Raw genomic sequence first — 18,931 nt, forward strand, 5'->3', positions numbered from 1 at the left:
CGTCGCCATTCCAATCCGCCACCGCAATCTGCGTGATGCCGCTGAGGCAGGGGAAGCGGCGCGGACTGGCAAACGTGCCGCGCTCGGTTTGTGTTTGCAGCACCAGTTGGCTGCCCTCCGGATCGGCATAAATCAAATCTGTGCGGCCATCGCCATCCACATCCGCCCACGCGCGACCGCGTTTGTTCTTGGCAGTTTTGGGCAGAGCAAGCAGCTCGAGCTGGCCGCGCCTCAATTCGCCCGCCAACGCTTTGGGCGCGGTTGTGGCCAGATGATGCACGCTCACGCGGCCGGATTGTTGGGCAATGGAAATCAACTCCGCGCGGCCATCGGCATCCAAATCTTCCGCGTGAAAGCTGCGCAGCCTGGGCATTCGAAACTGCAGCTCCGGCCCGAGTTGCCCGTCTTTGCCCTGCAATCGAAACCGAAACGGCACGGTGCTCTGCCAATTCATCAACGCCAAGTCACTGCGCCGGTCGCCATCGAGGTCCACCACCTGAAACGCCTTCACGCTGTCCGCCAGCGGGAGGCTCACTGGTTTGCCCAGCGCGCCCTTGGCGTCCTGATACAGCACGTATAATTTTGATTCGCCCAGCAACAATAAATCCGTGCGGCCATCGCCGTTGAGGTCGCCCGTGCCCAGTGCGTTGGCGCTCAGTTGCCCGTCGCGCAGCGTCCACCGCTTCGGTGTGCCCCAGCCTTTGGCCTCGCGAAATTGGACCAGCAATTCCTTCGGCTCGCCGTAGTAGGCTAGGTCCGGCTTTTTGTCGCCATTCAAATCTGCCACCACCAAACTGGAAATGCGTTTCTCTGACGGGATGGATTCAATCCGAAACCGTGCATCTGGCGGCAGTGCATTGGCGGCGTCTTCCGTGGGCGTCGTGGGTTTTTCGCCCGGGCGATTGTAAAGCAGCGTGATTTTACTGCGCGGATTGTTGACCAAAACCAAATCGCGGCGCCCATCGCCATCAAGATCCGCTTGGCAAAGATTATCAATCCCTCGCCCGACCGGAAAAATTTCCGGCCCCAAAAAACCAAACCGTTCTGCCGCCGAAGGTGCATCAGCCGCCACAATCGTGGTCGCCGTAAAGAGAGCCAAAAGTAGTGTGCGCATAATTTACAGGTGAAGGAGAATGATGGGCGGGTTCATACCACTTGGCCAGATAAATTGAACCGCCTTGGCGGTTCAAAAATCATTCCCCAATTAAATGCACCGTCACTTTCCGGTGATGGCCGGCGTGGCGGTGTTCCCATAAATAAATTCCCTGCCACGTGCCGAGCGCCAAGCGGCTGCCGGTGATGGGGATGGAAAGATTCACCGCCGTCAACGCCGTGCGGACGTGGGCGGGCATATCGTCGGGGCCTTCGTAATCGTGCTCGAACATCGGATCGCCATCGGGACACACGCGGGCCATAAAGCGTTCCAAATCCCGCCGCACGCCGGGGTCGGCATTTTCCTGAATTAACAGCGACGCGCTGGTGTGCTGCAAATGCATCGTCGCCAAGCCTTCGGCAAAGCCGGTTTCTGAAACCAACGATTCCACTTCACCGGTGATTTCGTGAAACTCACGGCCCGTGGTCGGCACGGTAAGTGTGTGCGTGTGTTGTGATAGCATTGAATGGGTTTGCCTTGGAAGTTGCCGAAAGGCAAGCCGCGAGGACGGAGGTGGGCCGCCCTCGCGACTTTTAGGTGGAGTGAAACCGACCGGGGTGGAGGGCGTTCGCCGCCCAAGGAGGATCGATTTCCGCCGGTTCAAACCGCCAGGAGGAGAAGTAGGCGTCGGCGCTTTGGGCGTCGGTGGAACTATTCGCGCTTAATTCCCGTAAGAGGAAACTCAAGATGGGCGTGCGCGTATTCCATTGCGGCAGGTGCTCGAACTCCGCGATGGTGTACACCTCACCTTCTCTCGGCACGTTGGAGGTCCAATCCCAAATCGCGCCGGAAAAGTTGTCGTTGGTGCAAATCACCCGTTGCCCTGCATACCACATTTCCATTCTCCTTAATTCAACGTAAGCCGGATTGAAGGATCGCGCTTGGAAAGTTGCTAACCGAGTGTGAAAAAAGGTTGAGGCCAAGGTGGCGATTCAAAAAAAGACGGCCCGTAGGCCGCCTTGTAAATTCCAGGTTTTGAATGCTGTCTCCGGATTAAATTCCTTTATCAATCATCAGCTTCAGCAGATCGCCGACGCGATTGGAGTAGCCCCATTCGTTGTCGTACCAGCTGACGACTTTGAAGAAGTTTTCATTTAACTCCATTCCCGCGCCTTGATCGAAGATGCTCGAATTGGGGCAGTGGATGAAGTCAGTGCTCACCACTTCGTCTTCGGTGTAGCCGAGAATGTCCTTGAGATAAGTCTCGCTGGCATTTTTCATAGCGGCGGAAATCTCGGCGTAGCTGGTGCTCTTCTCGGTTTTGAATGTGAGATCCACCACGCTCGCCGTCGGCGTGGGCACGCGGAAGGCCATCCCGCTTAATTTACCTTTCACCTCAGGGCAAACGAGGCTCACCGCTTTGGCGGCGCCGGTGCTGGCGGGGATGATGTTGATGGCGGCGGCGCGGCCATCGCGCCATGCTTTGCGGCTGGGACCGTCCACGGTTTTTTGTGTGGCGGTGTAGGCGTGGATGGTGGTCATCAACCCCTCTGCAATGCCGAAGCCTTCTTTGAGCAATACGTGCACCACGGGCGCGAGGCAGTTGGTGGTGCAGCTGGCGTTGGAAACGATGTGATGATTTTGCGCGTCGTATTGGTCATCGTTCACGCCCATCACGACGGTTAAATCTTCGCCCTTCGCGGGGGCACTGATGATGACTTTTTTCGCGCCGGCCTCGAGGTGGCCTTTGGATTTCTCAGCATCGGTGAAGAGGCCGGTGGATTCGATGACGACATCGACGCCCAGCTCTTTCCACGGCAGTTCGGCGGGAGTGCGGGCACTGACGACTTTCATTTCATCGCCATTGACGACCAGCGTGTCATCGCCTTGATGGGTGACCTCGCCGGGGAACGTGCCTTGCGCTGAATCGTATTTAACAAGGTAGGCGAGATTATCCGCCGGGACGATATCGCCCACTGCGACGACGTCGATCGCCGTGCCCACGAGTCCCTGTTCCACCATCGCGCGGTAAGCCAACCGGCCAATCCGCCCGAAACCATTAATTGCAACTTTGATAGCCATAGTAATTTCCGCTTCTTAAAAATGCGGGCCGCGCATCATAGCGATGGCGGCTGCGGCGTCAAGAGCGGAGTCCAGCGACCTCGACATCCCCGCACCGGTGCGTTATTCTCTCGCCGATGCCACTGCTGGAAATCAGCGATCTCAATAAATGCTACCGCACCCCCGAAGGCGAAACGCAAACGGTGCTGGATGTGCCGACGTTTTCCCTCAAGACCGGCCAACAAATCGCTCTGCGCGGGGTCAGCGGCACGGGTAAAACCACCTTGCTCAATTGCATCGCCGGCATTCTGAGCCCCACGAGCGGCACCGTGCGGCTTGATGGCCGCGATATGGCCGCCGCCAGCGAGCCCCATCGCGACGCCCTCCGCGCGCGATGCATCGGCTACATTTTTCAAACTTTTAACCTTTTGCAAGGCTATACCTGTATGGAAAATGTTTTGCTCGGGATGAGTTTTGGCCGAGGGCCGGACACCGATGCTGCGCGCGGCTTGCTTGATCGCGTGGGGCTCAGCCATCGCTTGCATCATCGTCCCGGTCAACTTTCTGTGGGCCAACAGCAACGCGTGGCTGTGGCGCGCGCGTTGGCCAACCAGCCGCTGCTTGTGTTGGCCGATGAACCGACGGGAAATCTTGATCCGCACAACGCGCGCGAGGCATTGCAGCTCATCCGCGAAGTGTGCGAGGAAAGCAGCGCGGCATTGTTGATAGTGAGCCACGATCCATTGGTTCTCGAACAATTTGAAGATTCCCAGGATTTGGCAAAGTTGAACCGCGCCGCGCAGGAGGTGGCCGTATGACGTGGTGGATGATCATCCGCAACAGCCTGCGCCAGCACGCGTTGTCTACGATCATTACCGCCACGAGCATCGGCCTCGGTTGCGGTTTGTTGATGGCGGTGTGGGTGGTGAACTTCCAATCGCAGCGCGCCTTTCGGAATGTCACCGGCGGATTCGATGCCATCCTCGGCCCGCGGGGGTCGCAAACGCAATTGGTGCTGAATAGCTTGTTTCATATGGACGCCTCGCCCGGGCTCATCAACCGCGCCGATTACGAGACATTCCGCAAAAGCTACAAACGCTTTTACCGCAACGCCGTGCCGATTGCCGTGGGCGATAATTTCCAGGGCTATCGCATTGTGGGCACCACGCACGATTTGTTTGCCGCCGAGCATTCGCCGGGCGAGCCTTACGCGTTGGCGGTGGGCGATTATTTTATCCGGAACGACAAGCAATGGAACAAGGAAGCGGTGATCGGCGACACCGTGGCACGCAAACTCGGCTGGCGCGTGAACCAAAAATTCAATCCGTATCACGGCCTCAACTTTGCCGAAGGCCAGCAGCCGCACAAAGATGAGTACACCGTGGTGGGCATTCTGCGCCCCACCGGCACGCCGGCTGACAAAGTGATTTGGATTCCCATCGAGGGCCTGCAGCAGATGGACGGACACGACGCGCAATACGCCGGCGACGTTAGCGCCGTACTCATCCAGCTCAGCACCAACACCACCGCGCGCGCTTTCGGGATGAACACCCTCGACAGCATTTACAACAAAGGCACCGACCACCTCACGTTTGTGAAATCCACCGCCGACGTCGTGGCGCGATTGTTCGACCGACTCGGTTGGGCGGAAAAAGTGTTGCGTTGGGTCGCGCTGCTCGTGGCCGTGGTGGCGGCGGGTTCCGTGCTGGCGAGTATATATAATACGATGAATGAACGCCGCCGCGAGTTTGCCATTCTGCGCGCGTTGGGCGCGGGACGCGGCACGGTGTTTGGCGTCATTGTGCTGGAGAGCGCCACCATCGCCGCGCTCGGCGCAGTGATTGGCTTCGCCGTGTACGCCGGAATTATGGCCGCCGCCGAAAACATTCTGCGAAATGAAATCGGCGTCACCCTCCATCCCTTCGAGCAACACCCCGTGATGCTCATTGTGCCGGTGGGGCTGATTGTGCTCGGCGCAGTCGTGGGCATCATCCCCGCCCTCAAAGCCTACCGCACCGACGTAGCCGAAAACCTCATCCCACAAAGCTAAGATAATGATGCTCAAACATTTCGTGTCCCTGCCCATATTGATCCTCGCCGCCGCGCTCGGTTGCGGCGATAGCCACAATCACGATCACGCGGGCCACAACCACAACCACGGTGAAGGCGATGCTCACGGCCACGCCGCCCCGCACGGCGGCGTGTTGGTAAATGTGGAAAATGAATTTTGTCACCTCGAATTTGTGCTCGAGCCGGGCACCGACCGTCTGCAACTGCACGCGATGCGCTTTCATCCCCGCGAATCACCGTTGAAATTTTTTATGGAAAAAATCGAGGCCACTGCCAAAGTCGGCGAGGCTGAGAAAACCATCATTTTCAAACCCACGGAGCTCGATGGTGTGACCGCCACCACCCAACCCACCTCCCTCTACGTCGCCCAAATCGATTGGATAAACGACACCCCCACCTTCACTGGCACCCTCACCGAACTAAAAATCGAAGGCAAATCCCTCACAAAAATAACTTTCCATCTCGCCAAAAAGGAGTAGATTGTTGGTAATGAAACTTTGGCAGGGCATCAGTGTAATGGCGTTGGTGGGGTTGGCCGGTTGCGGCCAGCAAACGCAGGTTCGATCCAACGTGATCGTGCAACGCGGCGAGGCCGTGATGCGCGTGGCGGCTGCGCCGGAGCAACCGTTTATTCAGGAATTACCCCAGCCGCCCGCGGTGGCCAAGCCCGTCGAGCCGCTCATCGCCAAGGTGGAGCCCAATGAGCCCGCGCAAAAACCCGAGGCCGGCAAGCCCGCGCCGACGCCGGCGGAATTGGTGCAGTCCGAAAACGCGATGATCGGCGATTATTCCCTCATCAGTTTCGACAAGCTCGCCTCGTTCGCCTACGAAGTGCCCGATGATCCCATCACTGATCCCAAGGCCAAAGCGATCATTGAGAAAAATATCATCCCCAAAGTTGTCACCGATTTTCACAAAAAGAAAATCGCGCTTAAGGGATACATGCTCCCGCTCAAGGTGGAAGGCGGCAAGATCACCGAGATGCTCATTATGCGCGATCAATCGATGTGCTGCTACGGCACGGTACCCAAGATTAACGAATGGGTGAGCGTGCGTATGCCCGAGGGCAAAGGCGTGAAGCCGATCATGGACGTGCCCATCACCATTTTCGGTACGCTCAAAGTCGGCGAAGTGCTGGAGAACGGCTATCTCGTCGGCATCTATGAATTGGACGGCGACCGCCTTGGCGGCCCGATTGATTTATAGATTGTAATCAATCAATTCGCCAAACCCGCACATCATCCACCGCAATCGGTTTGCCGGAAAATGGCTGACCCCAAACAGTGGCGCGGCCGGGGAGGGGTTCCACATTTTCCATCCACGCGAGTTGCCAATCATTTGGCTCCAGTTCGCTGCTGTGCCACACCTTGGCATTCACGCTCCATTTCAATCCGGGCATTGGTTGGATTTGCAAAGCTATGTGCGTCCAATCGCCGGGTACCCACGTGTGTTTCACCTCGTGCACGGGCAGGTCATTGCGGAATAATTTCAGCTTCATTTGCCCGGGGCTGACCATCACGCGATACCCGCCAATGCCGTTGAGCCCCAAACCAAATTCCGGTAACTGTCGTCCTTCCGCTTTGGCTTGAAACCGCGCGGCCACGCGCAAGTTATCCGGCAGCGCCGGGCCAAACATCACCCCGTGCAATCCCAGTGGCTTGGCTGGCAACTGCAGCGCGCCGTTGGTGACGGTGACTTCGCCGTTGAGTACAATCCAGTTTTCAGGCAGCGCGGTGGACTGGAAATTTGCCTGCACCAACGGCGTCAAATTCGTGTCCGCACGCGGCGGCATCACGCATGCAGAAATGAACACAGCGAATAATGGAAAAAAAATCAAACGCGTCATTGCCGGAGTGTAATCATTCATCACTCGTGGCGCAATGCCGGCAATAATTTTCCACGCAGGGCGGCGGCTGAGGCGAGCCATGTCCAAAGCAGTCCACTCAGCAAGATGCCGCCCACCGTCCACGCCAGTAATTCGAGCGGCATGCCTTGGCCGGGGGCGCTCAAGGTCGGCCAAACCGCGACGGCTGCGCTGATGATGCCCGCGGCCAAGCCCAAAATTAACAGCCCGCCGTGCTCGGCCAGCACCAGCCAATGCAGCGCGGATTTGCGGAAGCCGATCGCTTGCAGCAGCGCCAGTTCTCCGCGCCGTTCCAAAACATTGCGCAGTACCACCACGCCGAGGCCCGCGCTGCCGAGTAGGAGGGCCAGGCCGCCGAGTGCTTGGAAAATATCGAGGTAGGTGTTTTGCACTTGGCTAAATTCCGCCAAGCGCCGCGTGGCGGGCGTCAGCTCGAGACCGTAATCTTCCAGCGCAAAATTCAGTGCGGCAGCGGTAGCTTTGGGGTCGGCTGAATCGATCAGGAACACGCGATATCCACTGGCGGATGGGAAGTGTTTCACGAAGTGTTTTTCAGAAATGATGAGATCGCCCTGCAGCACGGAGTTGGCGAGGAACCCGGCGATACGGATTTTAAATGTGCCACCGGATTCGTCAGGGTAATCGATGACATCGCCCACTCTCACGTGCAGCATCCACATGCCGGTATTCATATCCACAATGGCGGGCACGGCGTCACGTTCGGTTTCATCAAGCACTTTCCAGCCGGTGCCCTGGGCGAAGGTGAACGCCTTTTTATCCGCCAGTGCTTTTGGATTCACACCGAGCAGGCGCGGTTCGCGGGTTTGATTGAGGTTGAGGCAGCTTGCATCGTCACCCGCGCGCACTCGGAACTGAACCAGATTAACCTCACCATCAAGCGCCATTTTCTCGCGGCCTTTTTGGGTGTTGAGATCGTATAACACCGGCACATCACTCTGGCCGAATAACGCAAAGCCGCCTGTGCCGCCCCACCGTTCGTTCGCGCCTTCGTTCGGATCAAGCCGGAACGCGCCCACGGCGATCAGCAAAAATACGCCGCACGCCAGCAGCCCGATGCATGCAAGACTGCGTCCGCGCCGCCGCGCGCTGCCACGCCAACCCATTGCGCCCAACGAGGCAAACGAAGCAAGGGAGGAGCCACCGCCCGCCGCCAGTTTTCCTAACCACACGTGGCACACGCACAGGCCACTGATGAGCAGCAGCATCCCCGCGCCAAAAAATCCGCCCGCCTTCATTTGCCCCTGCGCATCCTTCATCGCAAATCCAAGCGCAATCGCGCCCACGGCACAGATGATCGCGGTGATGATGGCTTTGCTGCCCGCTGTAGTCGCAGAGGGTTGGGCGGGGGCACCTTGCAACAAGGCAATGGCGTTGGCGCGGCTGAGCTTGCGGACGGTCAGCCAAATGGTAAACAGCGCGACAAACAACCCGCCGAGGACGCCGTACAATACCGTGAGCGGTTTGGCGTGGTAAACCAAACTGCCGTTGCCGATGGCGCCGCCCCATTCAGAGTTGAGAAGGTGGACCAGTGCTTGCGTGTAGCCCAGGCCCGCCCAAGCGCCGAGCGCCGCGCCGATGAGCGCGAGCACGAGGCCTTCGGTGAGGAGGAGGTTGCGGACGGTTTTGCCGGTAAAACCGATGGCGAGGAGGGTGCCGATTTGCGGGGCACGTTGTTCCACGCCAAAGACAAAAAGGAGGCCCATCAAAATGAGCGCGGCGAGGACGAGGAAAAAACTGAGGCCGATGAACAGGCCGCCAAAATCGCTGGCGGATTGGCCGGTGATGGCCTCGGTGCGTACGTCGCGGAACACAAGGCCGATGTCGGCGGGATTGAGTTTTTCCTGAAGCGCGGATTCAATTTGGGCGCGTTTTCCTTTGGCGAACGTGTAACGCACCGTGGTGGCTTCGCCGTAGCGATTGGCCCAGAGTTTTTGCGCGGTGGCCAATGCGATGAAGGCTTTGGGCGTGCCGCGATGTTGTTTCCAATAATCTTCATCCTGATCGCGGATGCGGCTGGAATAAAAATCAATGCCGGGATTCCAATCGCGCAGATTATCTTTGTCAACGATGCCGGGAAATTTGGGCATCAGTTCGCGCCAGCCGGGCTCCTCTGTGGGCACGATGCCGGTGACGGTGAAGGTGTGCAGGTGCTCCTCGAGTTGCCGATTAAGGCCGAGCACGAAATAATCCATTTCGATTTTGTCGCCGGCCTTCGCGCCGAGGTCGTCCGCGAGCCATTGAGTGATGAGTATTTCATCACCGGTGGGCGTGTGTTCAAAAAAACCATCGCTCACGCCGGTAATCATCGAGTACGGAACGGCGTTGGTGCCGAGGCGAAATTCATTGGCGATGTAGGTGAGTGCCGTTTGGGTATCGGAGGTGGCTTTTAGCGTGTTCGCATCGAGGAAAATTCGGTCGGTACGCAGGTCGATGACGCCGTTGGTTTCGTTTTCCAGCAGCTCTAATTCAGCGTCCGCCAAACGCCATTCCGTTTTCAATGTTGCATTGGCTGATTGCACCAATTCCTTCGTTGGCTTTGGGCCACTCGCTAACATCGCGTTGGCGCGCCCGTCCAGTTCGGCTTTGTTTTGCAACCACGCGAGCGGCACGAACACGTTAAACGGTGGCACGGCGCCGGGGCGCAGGCTGAAGTTGGCCAGCTCGGAATTTGCACTGGTTACTTTGGCGACGGTGAGGCGCAGGCGCACTGTGAGATCTTCCGTCACCGAGAGCGGCGCGTCGCGGGGAAGCACGCTGGGCTTGGCGATGCGCAGGCGGAATTCATCACCGGCCTTGAGGCCGAGCTGGGCGGCGAGGCGCGGGTTGATGAGCGCTTCACCATCTTTCATCGGCGGCGGAAGATTCGCTTTGAGCATCGCGTGTTTCCAAAACGATTTGTCGATGCCGATGAGTTGGATTTGGTTGGCGCGCGTTTTTGTCGCGCCTGATTCATCCTCGGCAAATCCTGCGGCTCCGAGCATCAGGACGGGGGCGAAATGAGTTGGGTTATCCAGTTCGATTGCTTTCGCGAGGTCCGCACGGAAAAAACGGTCGTGCTGGACCGTTGCTGCCTGAATGTAGCCGAGGCGTTGCTCGGCCTGAATTTGCAGCGTTCGTTTTACTGAATCCCCCACCACCAGCGAGCCGGTGAGCACGGCGCCGGCTACGATGGCCCCGAGCAGGGTGCCAAGGTGCGAGCGTGCGTGGTGCGCAAAGCTGTTAAAAATAAGTCGGCAGCGGGTCATTATTTAATTTGGCCCTCGTTGAGTTCCACGGTGCGAGTCATTTGGGCGGCGAGTGTTTCGGAGTGGGTAACGGTGATGAGGGTGACGTTTTCCTCGGTATTCAATTCCACGAGCAACTGGCCGAGTTGATCAGCGGTGGCTTGGTCGAGGGCGCCGGTGGGTTCATCGGCGAGGAGCAATTGAGGCTCGTTGATGAGCGCGCGCACCACAGCCACGCGCTGGCGTTCGCCACCGGAAAGTTGGCCGGGTCGGTGCGAAAGCCGTTCGGCAAGGCCCACGCGGTCAAGCAGGCGGCCAGCGCGATCTTCATCATCTTCGGTGGTGCGTCCGTGGGCGAGCGTGGGTACGAGTACGTTTTCCATCACGGTGCATTGCGGCAGCAAATGGTGGCTTTGGAAAACGAACCCCATCTCGCGATTGCGCAAAATGGCTAATTCGTCCGCGTCCAGTTCACCGAGGTTGCGGCCATCGAATGCGATGGTGCCGTCGGTCGGTTGGTCGAGCGTGCCGATGAGGTTGAGCAGCGTGCTTTTGCCGCAACCGGAAGGGCCAACGATGGCGATGGATTCGCCGCCCGCTACTTCCATCGACAAGTTCCGCAACACTTGGAGCGGTTCACCGGCGTCGGCAGAGGGGAATTCGCGGGAAATATTTTTTAGCTGCAGCAGAGGAGTATCGTTGGGCATGGGTTATTCTTTAATCCAGCGTTTGGCTTTGAGCTCGAAGCGGGGGAGGGTTTCGGGTGCGACGGTTTCCACGGGGATGCGGAGGTTGAGTTGGGTGCGGAGGGTGTCGGTGATTTGTTCGGCGAGGGTGGAGGCGTTGGCCTCGGGTTTGGGTTCGATGCGGAGGCGGAGTTCGGCCATTTCGGTTTTCTGGGAAATAATGACTTGATATTCGGCGACGCCATCGAAGGGGCGGAGGATGTGCTCGAAGGCGCTGGGGTAAATATTGACGCCGCGAATGATGACCATATCGTCCGCGCGACCAAGAATGCCGCCGCGCAGAATGAGGGCGTCGCCGTGGGTCTCGGGGCGCACGAGGTCGCCGGTGCGATAGCGGAGCAACGGCATCGCGGTGCGGGTGAGGGGGGTGAGGATGAGTTCGCCTTCTTCGCCGTTGGCGACGGGCGCGTGGGTTTCGGGATGGACGATTTCGGCGAGGTAAGCGGCGTCGATGATTTGCAGATTATTTTTTTCACGAGGCCACTCGTGGGTGACGGGGCCGACTTCGGTCATGCCGTGATGATCAAACACTTTGGCGTTGGGCCACGCGCTTTCGATGCGTTCGCGCGTGGCGGGAATGCTCCCGCCCGGTTCACCGGCGACGACAATGGTTTTCAGCTTGGACTGCGATAGATCGATGCTTTCCTGCGCAGCTACTTCGGCAAGCCGCAGGGCGTAAGTGGGCGTGCAGCAGAGCAGGGAGATTTCGTTTTCCAACAGAATGCGCAGGCGCGTGGTGCTGGTGAGGCCGCCGCCGGGGAAGCAGAGGCAACCCATTTGCGCGGCGGCTTCGTAGGCCATCCAGAAGCCAATGAAGGGGCCAAAGGAAAATGCGAACAGCGCGCGGTCGCCGGACGTGATGCCGGCGGCACGGTAAACTGTTTGCCAACTCTCGAGCATACTTTGCCAGCTTTCAGGTGTGTCCAGCCAACGCAGTGGCGTGCCGGTGGTGCCGCTGGTTTGGTGAATGCGGGTGTAGTGCTCGAGTGGAAAAGTGAGGTTGCTGCCGTAAGGTGCGTGGGCGGCTTGGTCGGTGACGAGTTCGTCTTTGGTAGTGAATGGGCAGCGCTCGGCAAAGTCTTCGAGGCTGGCGATGGAATCATCGATGTCCGCCGCCGCGAGTTTTTTTTCGTAAAACGCATTGGCGGGGCGCACCGCGCGGATGAGGTCGCGCAGTTGCTCGAGTTGTCGGGCACGGATGGTTTTCCGACTGGTTGATGGCGCATTGGCCATGGTGATTAATTGGCTTTCTCGGTGGCGACGGGCTTTTCCGTGGGCGGTGGTTTGGGCGGATTTTGGGTGACGAGATAACCGCCCAGCGCGGCGAGGCAAATGCCGATAATGAAAGGGGGTTTCACAAATGCCCAGTTGCCTTCCTTGGTGGTGTTTACGATGGCGTTCACGATGGGCGCGCCAGCGAAGATGATGGACATCACAATGGGAACATAAATCGGCGGATTTGGTGACGCACCGAAAGCGAGCAACACGCCGAGCGCGCCAATCGCGCCGAGGATGCCGGCGATGAGTGACCACTTCAGGCCTTTCGCCGGGTAAGCCCAAAATTCAATCGGGCCGCCTTTGAGTTTCAAAAGAATCAGCGGCGCAATGACCGCCGTGAGAAAATAAGCGAGGCCCACCCAAAGAAACGCCATGATGCGGCCGTGTTCTTTGTTTTCCATGCTGGTGGAGCCGGTGTGCATGCACACGCCGTAGACGCCCCAGCAGGCGACGGTGAGAAGGGCCCATGCGTACCATGGGATACCAGATGCGGTGGTGGTTGCTGCCATTTTTTTTTGTGACTTTCTATTTTGGGTTGGTTTGCTCAAACGTTAATGATCAATTTATCCTCGGGCGCGGCCTCGATGAGGGAGGCAATTTCGGGCGGGATGTTGGCGGCTTTCATTTCGCCGGCTTCGTTGCGGCGAACACAGACGATAGTGAATCCGCCGCGGCCGACTTCGGTTCCATTAGCACAAAAACGAAATTGGTATCGGATGGATTTGCTGGTGATGGCTTCCACGAGCAATTGGATTTCCACTTGATCCTCAAACTTCAGCGGCTTTTTAAAATCGCAGTGGCAATGCACACGTGGCCAGCCGACATCGAGTTCGGAATCCACAATCGAGCGGCCGAGTGAACGAAAGAACGCGTGCTCCGCGTGTTCCATGTAGCGGAAATAATTCGCGAAATGGACAATCCCGGCCGCGTCGGTTTCGCTAAACTCAACGCGGCGAGTGATATTGAATTCGTGTGCCATTATGCTTCCGTGGGATTGGGGGTTAACTCGCCAAACGCCGCCGCGATCTCGGTAGCCTTGCGTTTGACAGAAAAATTTTCGCGGACGGCCTCTCTCGCTTTGAGGCCGAGGGCTTTGGCTTCAGTTGGATTGTGCAGCATTTTTTCGATGGCGTTGGCGAGGCTTTCGGGCCCGTCGTGACGATAGCACACACCGCCGCCGGTGGCTTCCACCAATTCCGGAAAAGACGCGCAGTGCGGCTGCACCACCGGCACGCCCGCAGCCATCGCTTCGATGACATAAAATCCAAAGGACTCGCCAAACTGCGCGGGCACCGAAAGCACGGAGAGCGATTTTAGAAAATCCAGTTTCGCTTCGCGGCTGAGGTTGGGGTGAAATTCCACATCCCCCAACAACGCCTTGGCGTGCAGTCGCGCGCGCATGCGTTCGACAAACGGTTCGTCCATCGGTCGGCAGCCGCCGCCAATTTTGAGGCGTAACTGCGGAATGGAATTATTGGCCTTGAGCTTGATGAAGGCGTCGATGAGTGTGTCGAGGCCTTTGTCTTTGCACAGACGCGCGAAGAATCCGATGACCGGCGGATTGGGTGCCACGCGTTCAGCGGTGTAGCCTTCGTGGTTTATGCCGTTGTGAATCACGCGCACGCGGTCACCGGGCAGTTTGAGTTTGTCGCGCATTTGCGTTGCGTAAAATTCGCTGGGGGCGATGAAGCAATCCACCTCGCGTGCGCGCTCGGTCATCATTTTCCATACTTGTCCGCGCAACCCCTCAGCCATGTTGTCGATGTACGGCGCTTCGTTTTGGAGCATGCAGGCGATCGGTGTGCCGAGTGCCTCCCTGAGCTGCCGTGCGAGCCCGAGTAGCATGCAATTGGAAAGGCAAATGACGTCTGGTCTGGGTTGGGTTTTCAGCCAATCGATGAGATGCTCCAGTTCGCGGGCCTGATGCCCGGCTTCGCCGCGCAACATCGAGAGGGTGATTTCACCGACGTCCTCGGCATTCGTTTTTCCCATCCGACTCGAAGCCATTTTCAATAACCGTTCCGATCCCACCAGCCGATGCACCCACTGTGGCGCGTTGCGATAGAAAGGCGATTTTTGTTCCAAATAAACATTCACGCCATTGTAAAAAATCGGTGAACCCTCCGCTTGGTTTTCCTCATCCAACATTAGCGGCAAATAAAGCGGCACCATCGTTACCTCGTGCCCATCCTCCCGCAAAGCCGCCACAAGCGCGTTATCGCGGAAACAATTCCCGCAATACATATTGCCCGCGCCGGGTGTGATTTGGATGATGTTCACTTTAATGGCTCTCCCAAATCCAAAGCCTCCGGCACTTCGCAAAAATCTTCGATGCACTTGAACATGTGACTGAAATCTTTGTTCACGTCGCCGGAGAGGCAGTCGGTGACGTCGCCGGCGACTTCGGGATATTTTTTGACCAGTTTGCCGAAGCTGAAATTTTCGTTGTAGAAGGCGTAGCAAAGTTTGCGCATATTTTCGATGCCTTCGCGGAGGTCGGTGGCGTATTCGGTGAAGCGTTCGGGCGAGAGGTCGTTGGCTTCAAGGGCTTCGTGCGCGGCGTCGGCGGCCATCACGCCGCTCTTGAGGGCGAGCATTAGACCGCTGGAAAAAACGGGGTCGAGAAAGCAAAAGGCATCGCCGAGCAACAGCAAACCGTGCGTGCCGCAGTGGCGCGAGTGATGGGTGAATTCGTTGGTGATATAATATTCGCCAATTTGTGTCGCGGGCGCGAGGTTGTCTTTCACCCACTGATTGTTTTCAATCTCGCGCTCGAGCATCGCTTTGGGATCGCGCACGCCGTCGCGGCTAAGGTATTTTCCTTCGGCCACCACGCCCACGCTGGCGCGGTCATCATGCAGCGGGATCCACCAAAACCAGCCTTTTTGCGGCACAAACGCCACGCCCGTCGCGCCTTCGTCGATGCCTTTTTGCCGCACGGCACCTTTATAATAAGTCCACACGGCGATTTTATTGAGAAACGGATCGCGCTCGCGCCAGCCGTTGCGGTTGGCGGTGAGGGCTTCTTTGCCGGTGGCATCGAAGGTGAGCGGTGCGCGGAATTCTTTTTCCTCGCCAGCTTGATCGACAGCGCGCACGCCGACGACTTGTTTGCCTTCCCAAATTAATTCTTTCACCGAAATTTCTTCGATGACTTCCGCGCCTTTTTCGCGGGCGTTGTTGAGGAGCATTTCGTCAAACTCCGCACGCATGACCTGCCACGTTTGCGCGACGGTTTCGCGGTCGTACCGGTCAAAAAAATAAAAGGGCTGGCTCGCGCGGCCATCGGGCGAGACGAATTGCACGCTGTATTTTTTGGTGAAGGCCGATTGTTTGAGTTTTTCAATCATGCCCAAACGCTCGAGCGGTTGGTACGTGAAAGGCAGGAGCGATTCGCCAATGTGATAACGCGGGAATTTTTCGCGTTCGAGCACCAACACGCGGCGTCCGTGCTCGGCCAGGATGGCGGCGGCCGCGCTGCCGGCGGGCCCCGCGCCAATGATAATGACGTCGTGGCCGGCCATCGTTAAGCGCTGGATTCGGGCGGCAGAATTTCGACAATCTCGGCGAGATGTTTGCCGTCGAGATTGCGGTGAATGTTGCAGCGGCCGTACAACTCGGTGGAAGCGGGCAAACCGAGGGCTTCGGTAATAAGCGGGTCGGAGTTCACGCGGAAATACGCTTGCGGGCAACTTTCGTGTAAGATCGCGTGGTCGGCGAGGATGGTGCCGAGGGGCACGCTTTCACCGAGAATTAGGTCGCGCGCGGCCTCGGGAAATTGCTCGAGATGAATCGCGATCGCGCCAAACTCCACCGGTGCATTGTTTTCACCCGCTTCGAGAATGACCTCGCGCGTGTAAGCAGCCTCGGTCACTTCACGGTTGACCATTCGTAGGTGAATGCGGCTGCCATGAAAATGCTCAAGTGTGGGCGTCATGTCATCGGCGTGCACAAGGAGTTTGCGAAACGGCTCGGGCATTTCCGTGCCGTCGATGGGCAGCAGCTCGGGCGGGGCGACGCCGCTCCGTTGGTAAAAATCGAGCAACGGCCGCGCAGCGTCGTGCAGGGAGAGGGAGGGAGCGGGTGTGGACATCAAGCGTAGCGTGCGTTGCGGTGTTCGGGCAAAAAGAATTCGTGCAGCAACCGGTCGACCTGCAGCAGGCCTTCGCGGTTGATGGACACGGTGTCGCCTTCGATGTTGAGGTAGCCCCATTCCTTGATGCGTCGGAGCGGTTCCGCAAAACGTTCTTGTGGATTCACGTTAAATTTTTTCTCAAAATAATTCAAACTCACCGAGCCCAACTTGAGCTGTAAAATAAATTCCCGAATCAGCCGCTCGTCATCCGTCGGCGTCAACGCACGGTGGACAGGCAGTTCGCCGGCATTCACGCGTTCCACGTACGGATCGAAGTCGTGATGGTTTTGATAATGCACCCCGCCGATGTGGCCGAAGGACGCGACGCCCAGCGAAAGTAAATCCGCGCCCGCCCAAAGTTGGTCGCGGTATTCAAAAGTGCTCTTGGCCTTGTCCTTCACCGCTGTGTACGCGCTGCCGATGGTGTAACCGGCGGCTTCAAGCTCGGCGAACGCATAATCCGTCCAGCGACGTTTGGTTTCCCAATCGGCCACCGGCGCGGTGAGTTTGCCGTCCTCCTGCATCCGTTTGTAAATGGTCGTATTGTATGGCACTTCCATTTGATAAACCGTCACGCTGTCGGGTGACATCTCGATGGTTTTGGCCACGCACGCTTTCCAGTTATCCTCGGTTTCATCGAGCATCCCCGCGATGAGATCGATGTTGATTTGTGGGAAACCCACTTCGCGCGCGAAATTATAAGCGCGGTCAATCTCGCCGCCGCGATGGGCGCGTCCGTTGATTTCCAGAATGTGATCGTCAAAATTTTCCACGCCCAAGCTCAAACGAGTGACGCCCACCTCGCGGATAATTTTTAGCTTCGCATCCGTCAGCGTGCCCGGCTCGCATTCGAACGTGACCTCCTCCACTTCATCCCACGGCAGCAATGCCTTCATCCCTTCGGTGAGATAGCTCAGTTGTTTGGTGGAAAGATAACTCGGCGTGCCGCCGCCAAAATAAACAAAGCGCGGCGAGCGCCCGCCGATAAACGGTTGGCGCGCGTAAATTTTCAGCTCCGCCAACGTGGCATCGAGGTAGCTTTTAATTGCCGCCGAATCTTTGTCCGTATAAACGCGGAAATAACAAAAGTGACACCGTTTGCGGCAAAACGGAATGTGCAGATAAAGCCCCAACGGCGTGCCCTCATCCGGCGCGCGCTCCATCGCTTCCATCACTTCCGGCACGGCCTCCGTTTGCCAAAACGAAAACGGCGGATAATTCGACACAAAATAATTCCCCACCGTCGTTTGGGTTTCCAGTTTCGGCTTGGCTGCGGGTTCGAGAGGTGCGTTGCTCATTTCTTTTTCGGGCCGAGGCAGTACAACGTGCCGTCCTCGCTGCCGATGATTATTTTCCCATCCACCACCGCCGGCGAAGCTGTGATGCTGTCCTCTGTCTCAAAACTCGAAAGTAATTTGCCGTCCTTCAGCCGTACGATGTACAGCCGCCCGTCGTTGGATCCTACGATGACCTTGCCGCCGCATACTACCGGCGAGCTGTTCACTTGTCCGCGGGTGCTGAAGGTCCACACTGCGTTGCCGTTGTCGCGGCGAATACAATGGATCCGCTTGTCTTCGCCGCCAAAAAGGACACGATCTTTTGTCAGTGCCGGTGAAGATGAATAGGGGAACAGTCGGTCCTTATATTGCCACACCACTTTTTCCGTTTTGAGATCAATGCACAAAAACGCGCAGTCGTGATGTCCCACATACGCGCGTCCGCCTTCCGTGGCCATGCTGCCGATGATGTGCGATTGCGCGTCGATGGATTTTTGACGCGTGCCTTTGGCAATATCAATGATGTGCAGCATTGCATCGCAGCCGCCAAACATCGTGCGGCCATTGCTTAAAGCCGGCGATCCGTTTACATAATTTTCTGATTCATATTCCCAAATCTTTTTACCGGTCTTCGCATTGAGACAATATAGAAAGAAATCGTGGCTGCCGATGATGACATAAGTTTCTTTTCCATCGGGACTCTTTGTCCAATTTGGGCCGCCGGTGATTTGGTCGCCCGTTTCAAATTCCCAAAGTTTGATGCCGGTTTTCGCCTCGAGCGCATAGAATTTCCCAATGCTATTACCAAAATAAACGCGTCCGTCCAAAAACAACGCTGGAGCCTCAATGGGGTCTTTACTGTCGAACGCCCAAATTTTTTTGCCGTCAGCCAAATTCAGCGCGTAAAACTTCCCGTCATCCGAGCCAAAATAAACACGCCCATCGCCCACGACCGCCGAAGCTCTCACTGGTTTTTTGGCATTGAATTTCCAATGTAACACCGGTTGGTCCGGCACCGCCCCCGCAGCCACGCCAGTGAGGCCGCGATTGCCCCGAAAAATAGGCCAATCCGCACCGCGCAGCAAAGGCGCCGTCAGCATGATCAAAGTGAGAATCCAGTGTTTCATAGTGGAATCATTGCGGGAAACGTTGCTTATTTGAC

Annotated in this window: 19 protein-coding genes; 4 read left to right on the forward strand and 15 right to left on the reverse strand. The window is 57.5% G+C overall.

All coding sequences use genetic code 11. The features are described from left to right. From H8E27_10890 to gap, 4 genes are all read right to left on the reverse strand, one after another. The coding region (locus H8E27_10890) for a VCBS repeat-containing protein (protein ID MBC8326116.1) at positions 1–1,114 on the reverse strand (1,114 nt) is incomplete at its 3' end. Between the two features lie 79 nt (positions 1,115–1,193). After that, positions 1,194–1,616, reverse strand: a complete 423-nt coding sequence (locus H8E27_10895) for a YjbQ family protein (protein ID MBC8326117.1) — start codon at positions 1,614–1,616, stop codon at positions 1,194–1,196. Positions 1,617–1,686: 70 nt separating this feature from the next. Then, on the reverse strand, positions 1,687–1,995 hold the full coding sequence (locus tag H8E27_10900; protein ID MBC8326118.1) for a hypothetical protein: 309 nt from the start codon (positions 1,993–1,995) through the stop codon (positions 1,687–1,689). A gap of 151 nt (positions 1,996–2,146) precedes the next feature. Next, positions 2,147–3,175, reverse strand: coding sequence for a type I glyceraldehyde-3-phosphate dehydrogenase (gap, locus tag H8E27_10905; GenBank protein MBC8326119.1), 1,029 nt, complete (start codon positions 3,173–3,175; stop codon positions 2,147–2,149). Positions 3,176–3,291: 116 nt separating this feature from the next. Here gap and H8E27_10910 point away from each other — a divergent pair, with 116 nt between their 5' ends. Genes H8E27_10910 through H8E27_10925 form a run of 4 tightly spaced genes read left to right on the forward strand, consistent with a single transcriptional unit; the run spans position 3,292 to position 6,430 of the window. Next, complete coding sequence (locus H8E27_10910; GenBank protein MBC8326120.1) at positions 3,292–3,972, forward strand: ABC transporter ATP-binding protein; 681 nt, start codon at positions 3,292–3,294, stop codon at positions 3,970–3,972. Beyond that, entirely contained in the window at positions 3,969–5,204 is a 1,236-nt protein-coding gene (locus H8E27_10915; protein ID MBC8326121.1) for an FtsX-like permease family protein, read from the forward strand. The genes H8E27_10910 and H8E27_10915 overlap by 4 nt, the downstream gene beginning before the upstream one ends. 4 nt (positions 5,205–5,208) lie before the next feature. Further along, complete coding sequence (locus H8E27_10920; protein MBC8326122.1) at positions 5,209–5,703, forward strand: hypothetical protein; 495 nt, start codon at positions 5,209–5,211, stop codon at positions 5,701–5,703. 10 nt (positions 5,704–5,713) lie between these two features. Next, positions 5,714–6,430, forward strand: a complete 717-nt coding sequence (locus H8E27_10925; protein ID MBC8326123.1) for a DUF3299 domain-containing protein — start codon at positions 5,714–5,716, stop codon at positions 6,428–6,430. A gap of 7 nt (positions 6,431–6,437) precedes the next feature. Here the strand turns inward: H8E27_10925 and H8E27_10930 are convergent, their stop codons facing one another. The 11 genes from H8E27_10930 to H8E27_10980 form a co-directional block, all read right to left on the reverse strand. Continuing rightward, a complete protein-coding gene (locus H8E27_10930; protein ID MBC8326124.1) occupies positions 6,438–7,070 on the reverse strand; it encodes a hypothetical protein in 633 nt (210 codons plus the stop codon). A gap of 20 nt (positions 7,071–7,090) precedes the next feature. Further along, a complete protein-coding gene (locus tag H8E27_10935) occupies positions 7,091–10,354 on the reverse strand; it encodes an ABC transporter permease (protein MBC8326125.1) in 3,264 nt (1,087 codons plus the stop codon). Continuing rightward, the gene (locus H8E27_10940; GenBank protein ID MBC8326126.1) at positions 10,354–11,040 is read right to left on the reverse strand and encodes an ABC transporter ATP-binding protein; all 687 of its coding nucleotides are present in this window, start codon (positions 11,038–11,040) and stop codon (positions 10,354–10,356) included. The genes H8E27_10935 and H8E27_10940 overlap by 1 nt, the downstream gene beginning before the upstream one ends. A 3-nt stretch (positions 11,041–11,043) precedes the next feature. Further along, positions 11,044–12,312, reverse strand: coding sequence for an AMP-binding protein (locus H8E27_10945; protein ID MBC8326127.1), 1,269 nt, complete (start codon positions 12,310–12,312; stop codon positions 11,044–11,046). Positions 12,313–12,317: 5 nt separating this feature from the next. Beyond that, a complete protein-coding gene (locus H8E27_10950; GenBank protein MBC8326128.1) occupies positions 12,318–12,779 on the reverse strand; it encodes a hypothetical protein in 462 nt (153 codons plus the stop codon). A 122-nt stretch (positions 12,780–12,901) separates the two neighbouring features. Further along, entirely contained in the window at positions 12,902–13,336 is a 435-nt protein-coding gene (locus H8E27_10955; GenBank protein ID MBC8326129.1) for an acyl-CoA thioesterase, read from the reverse strand. Then, positions 13,336–14,601, reverse strand: a complete 1,266-nt coding sequence (locus tag H8E27_10960) for a glycosyltransferase family 4 protein (GenBank protein ID MBC8326130.1) — start codon at positions 14,599–14,601, stop codon at positions 13,336–13,338. The genes H8E27_10955 and H8E27_10960 overlap by 1 nt, the downstream gene beginning before the upstream one ends. A gap of 32 nt (positions 14,602–14,633) precedes the next feature. After that, complete coding sequence (locus H8E27_10965; GenBank protein ID MBC8326131.1) at positions 14,634–15,881, reverse strand: tryptophan 7-halogenase; 1,248 nt, start codon at positions 15,879–15,881, stop codon at positions 14,634–14,636. 2 nt (positions 15,882–15,883) lie between these two features. Next, a complete protein-coding gene (locus H8E27_10970) occupies positions 15,884–16,450 on the reverse strand; it encodes a hypothetical protein (protein MBC8326132.1) in 567 nt (188 codons plus the stop codon). After that, complete coding sequence (locus H8E27_10975; GenBank protein MBC8326133.1) at positions 16,450–17,790, reverse strand: coproporphyrinogen III oxidase family protein; 1,341 nt, start codon at positions 17,788–17,790, stop codon at positions 16,450–16,452. Before H8E27_10975 ends, H8E27_10970 begins: the two co-directional genes overlap by 1 nt. Beyond that, complete coding sequence (locus H8E27_10980) at positions 17,787–18,896, reverse strand: PQQ-binding-like beta-propeller repeat protein (GenBank protein MBC8326134.1); 1,110 nt, start codon at positions 18,894–18,896, stop codon at positions 17,787–17,789. Before H8E27_10980 ends, H8E27_10975 begins: the two co-directional genes overlap by 4 nt. Positions 18,897–18,931: the final 35 nt, after the last annotated feature.

This window comes from Limisphaerales bacterium, from assembly GCA_014382585.1.
In the GTDB taxonomy this organism is placed as follows: Bacteria; Verrucomicrobiota; Verrucomicrobiia; order Limisphaerales; family UBA1100; genus JACNJL01.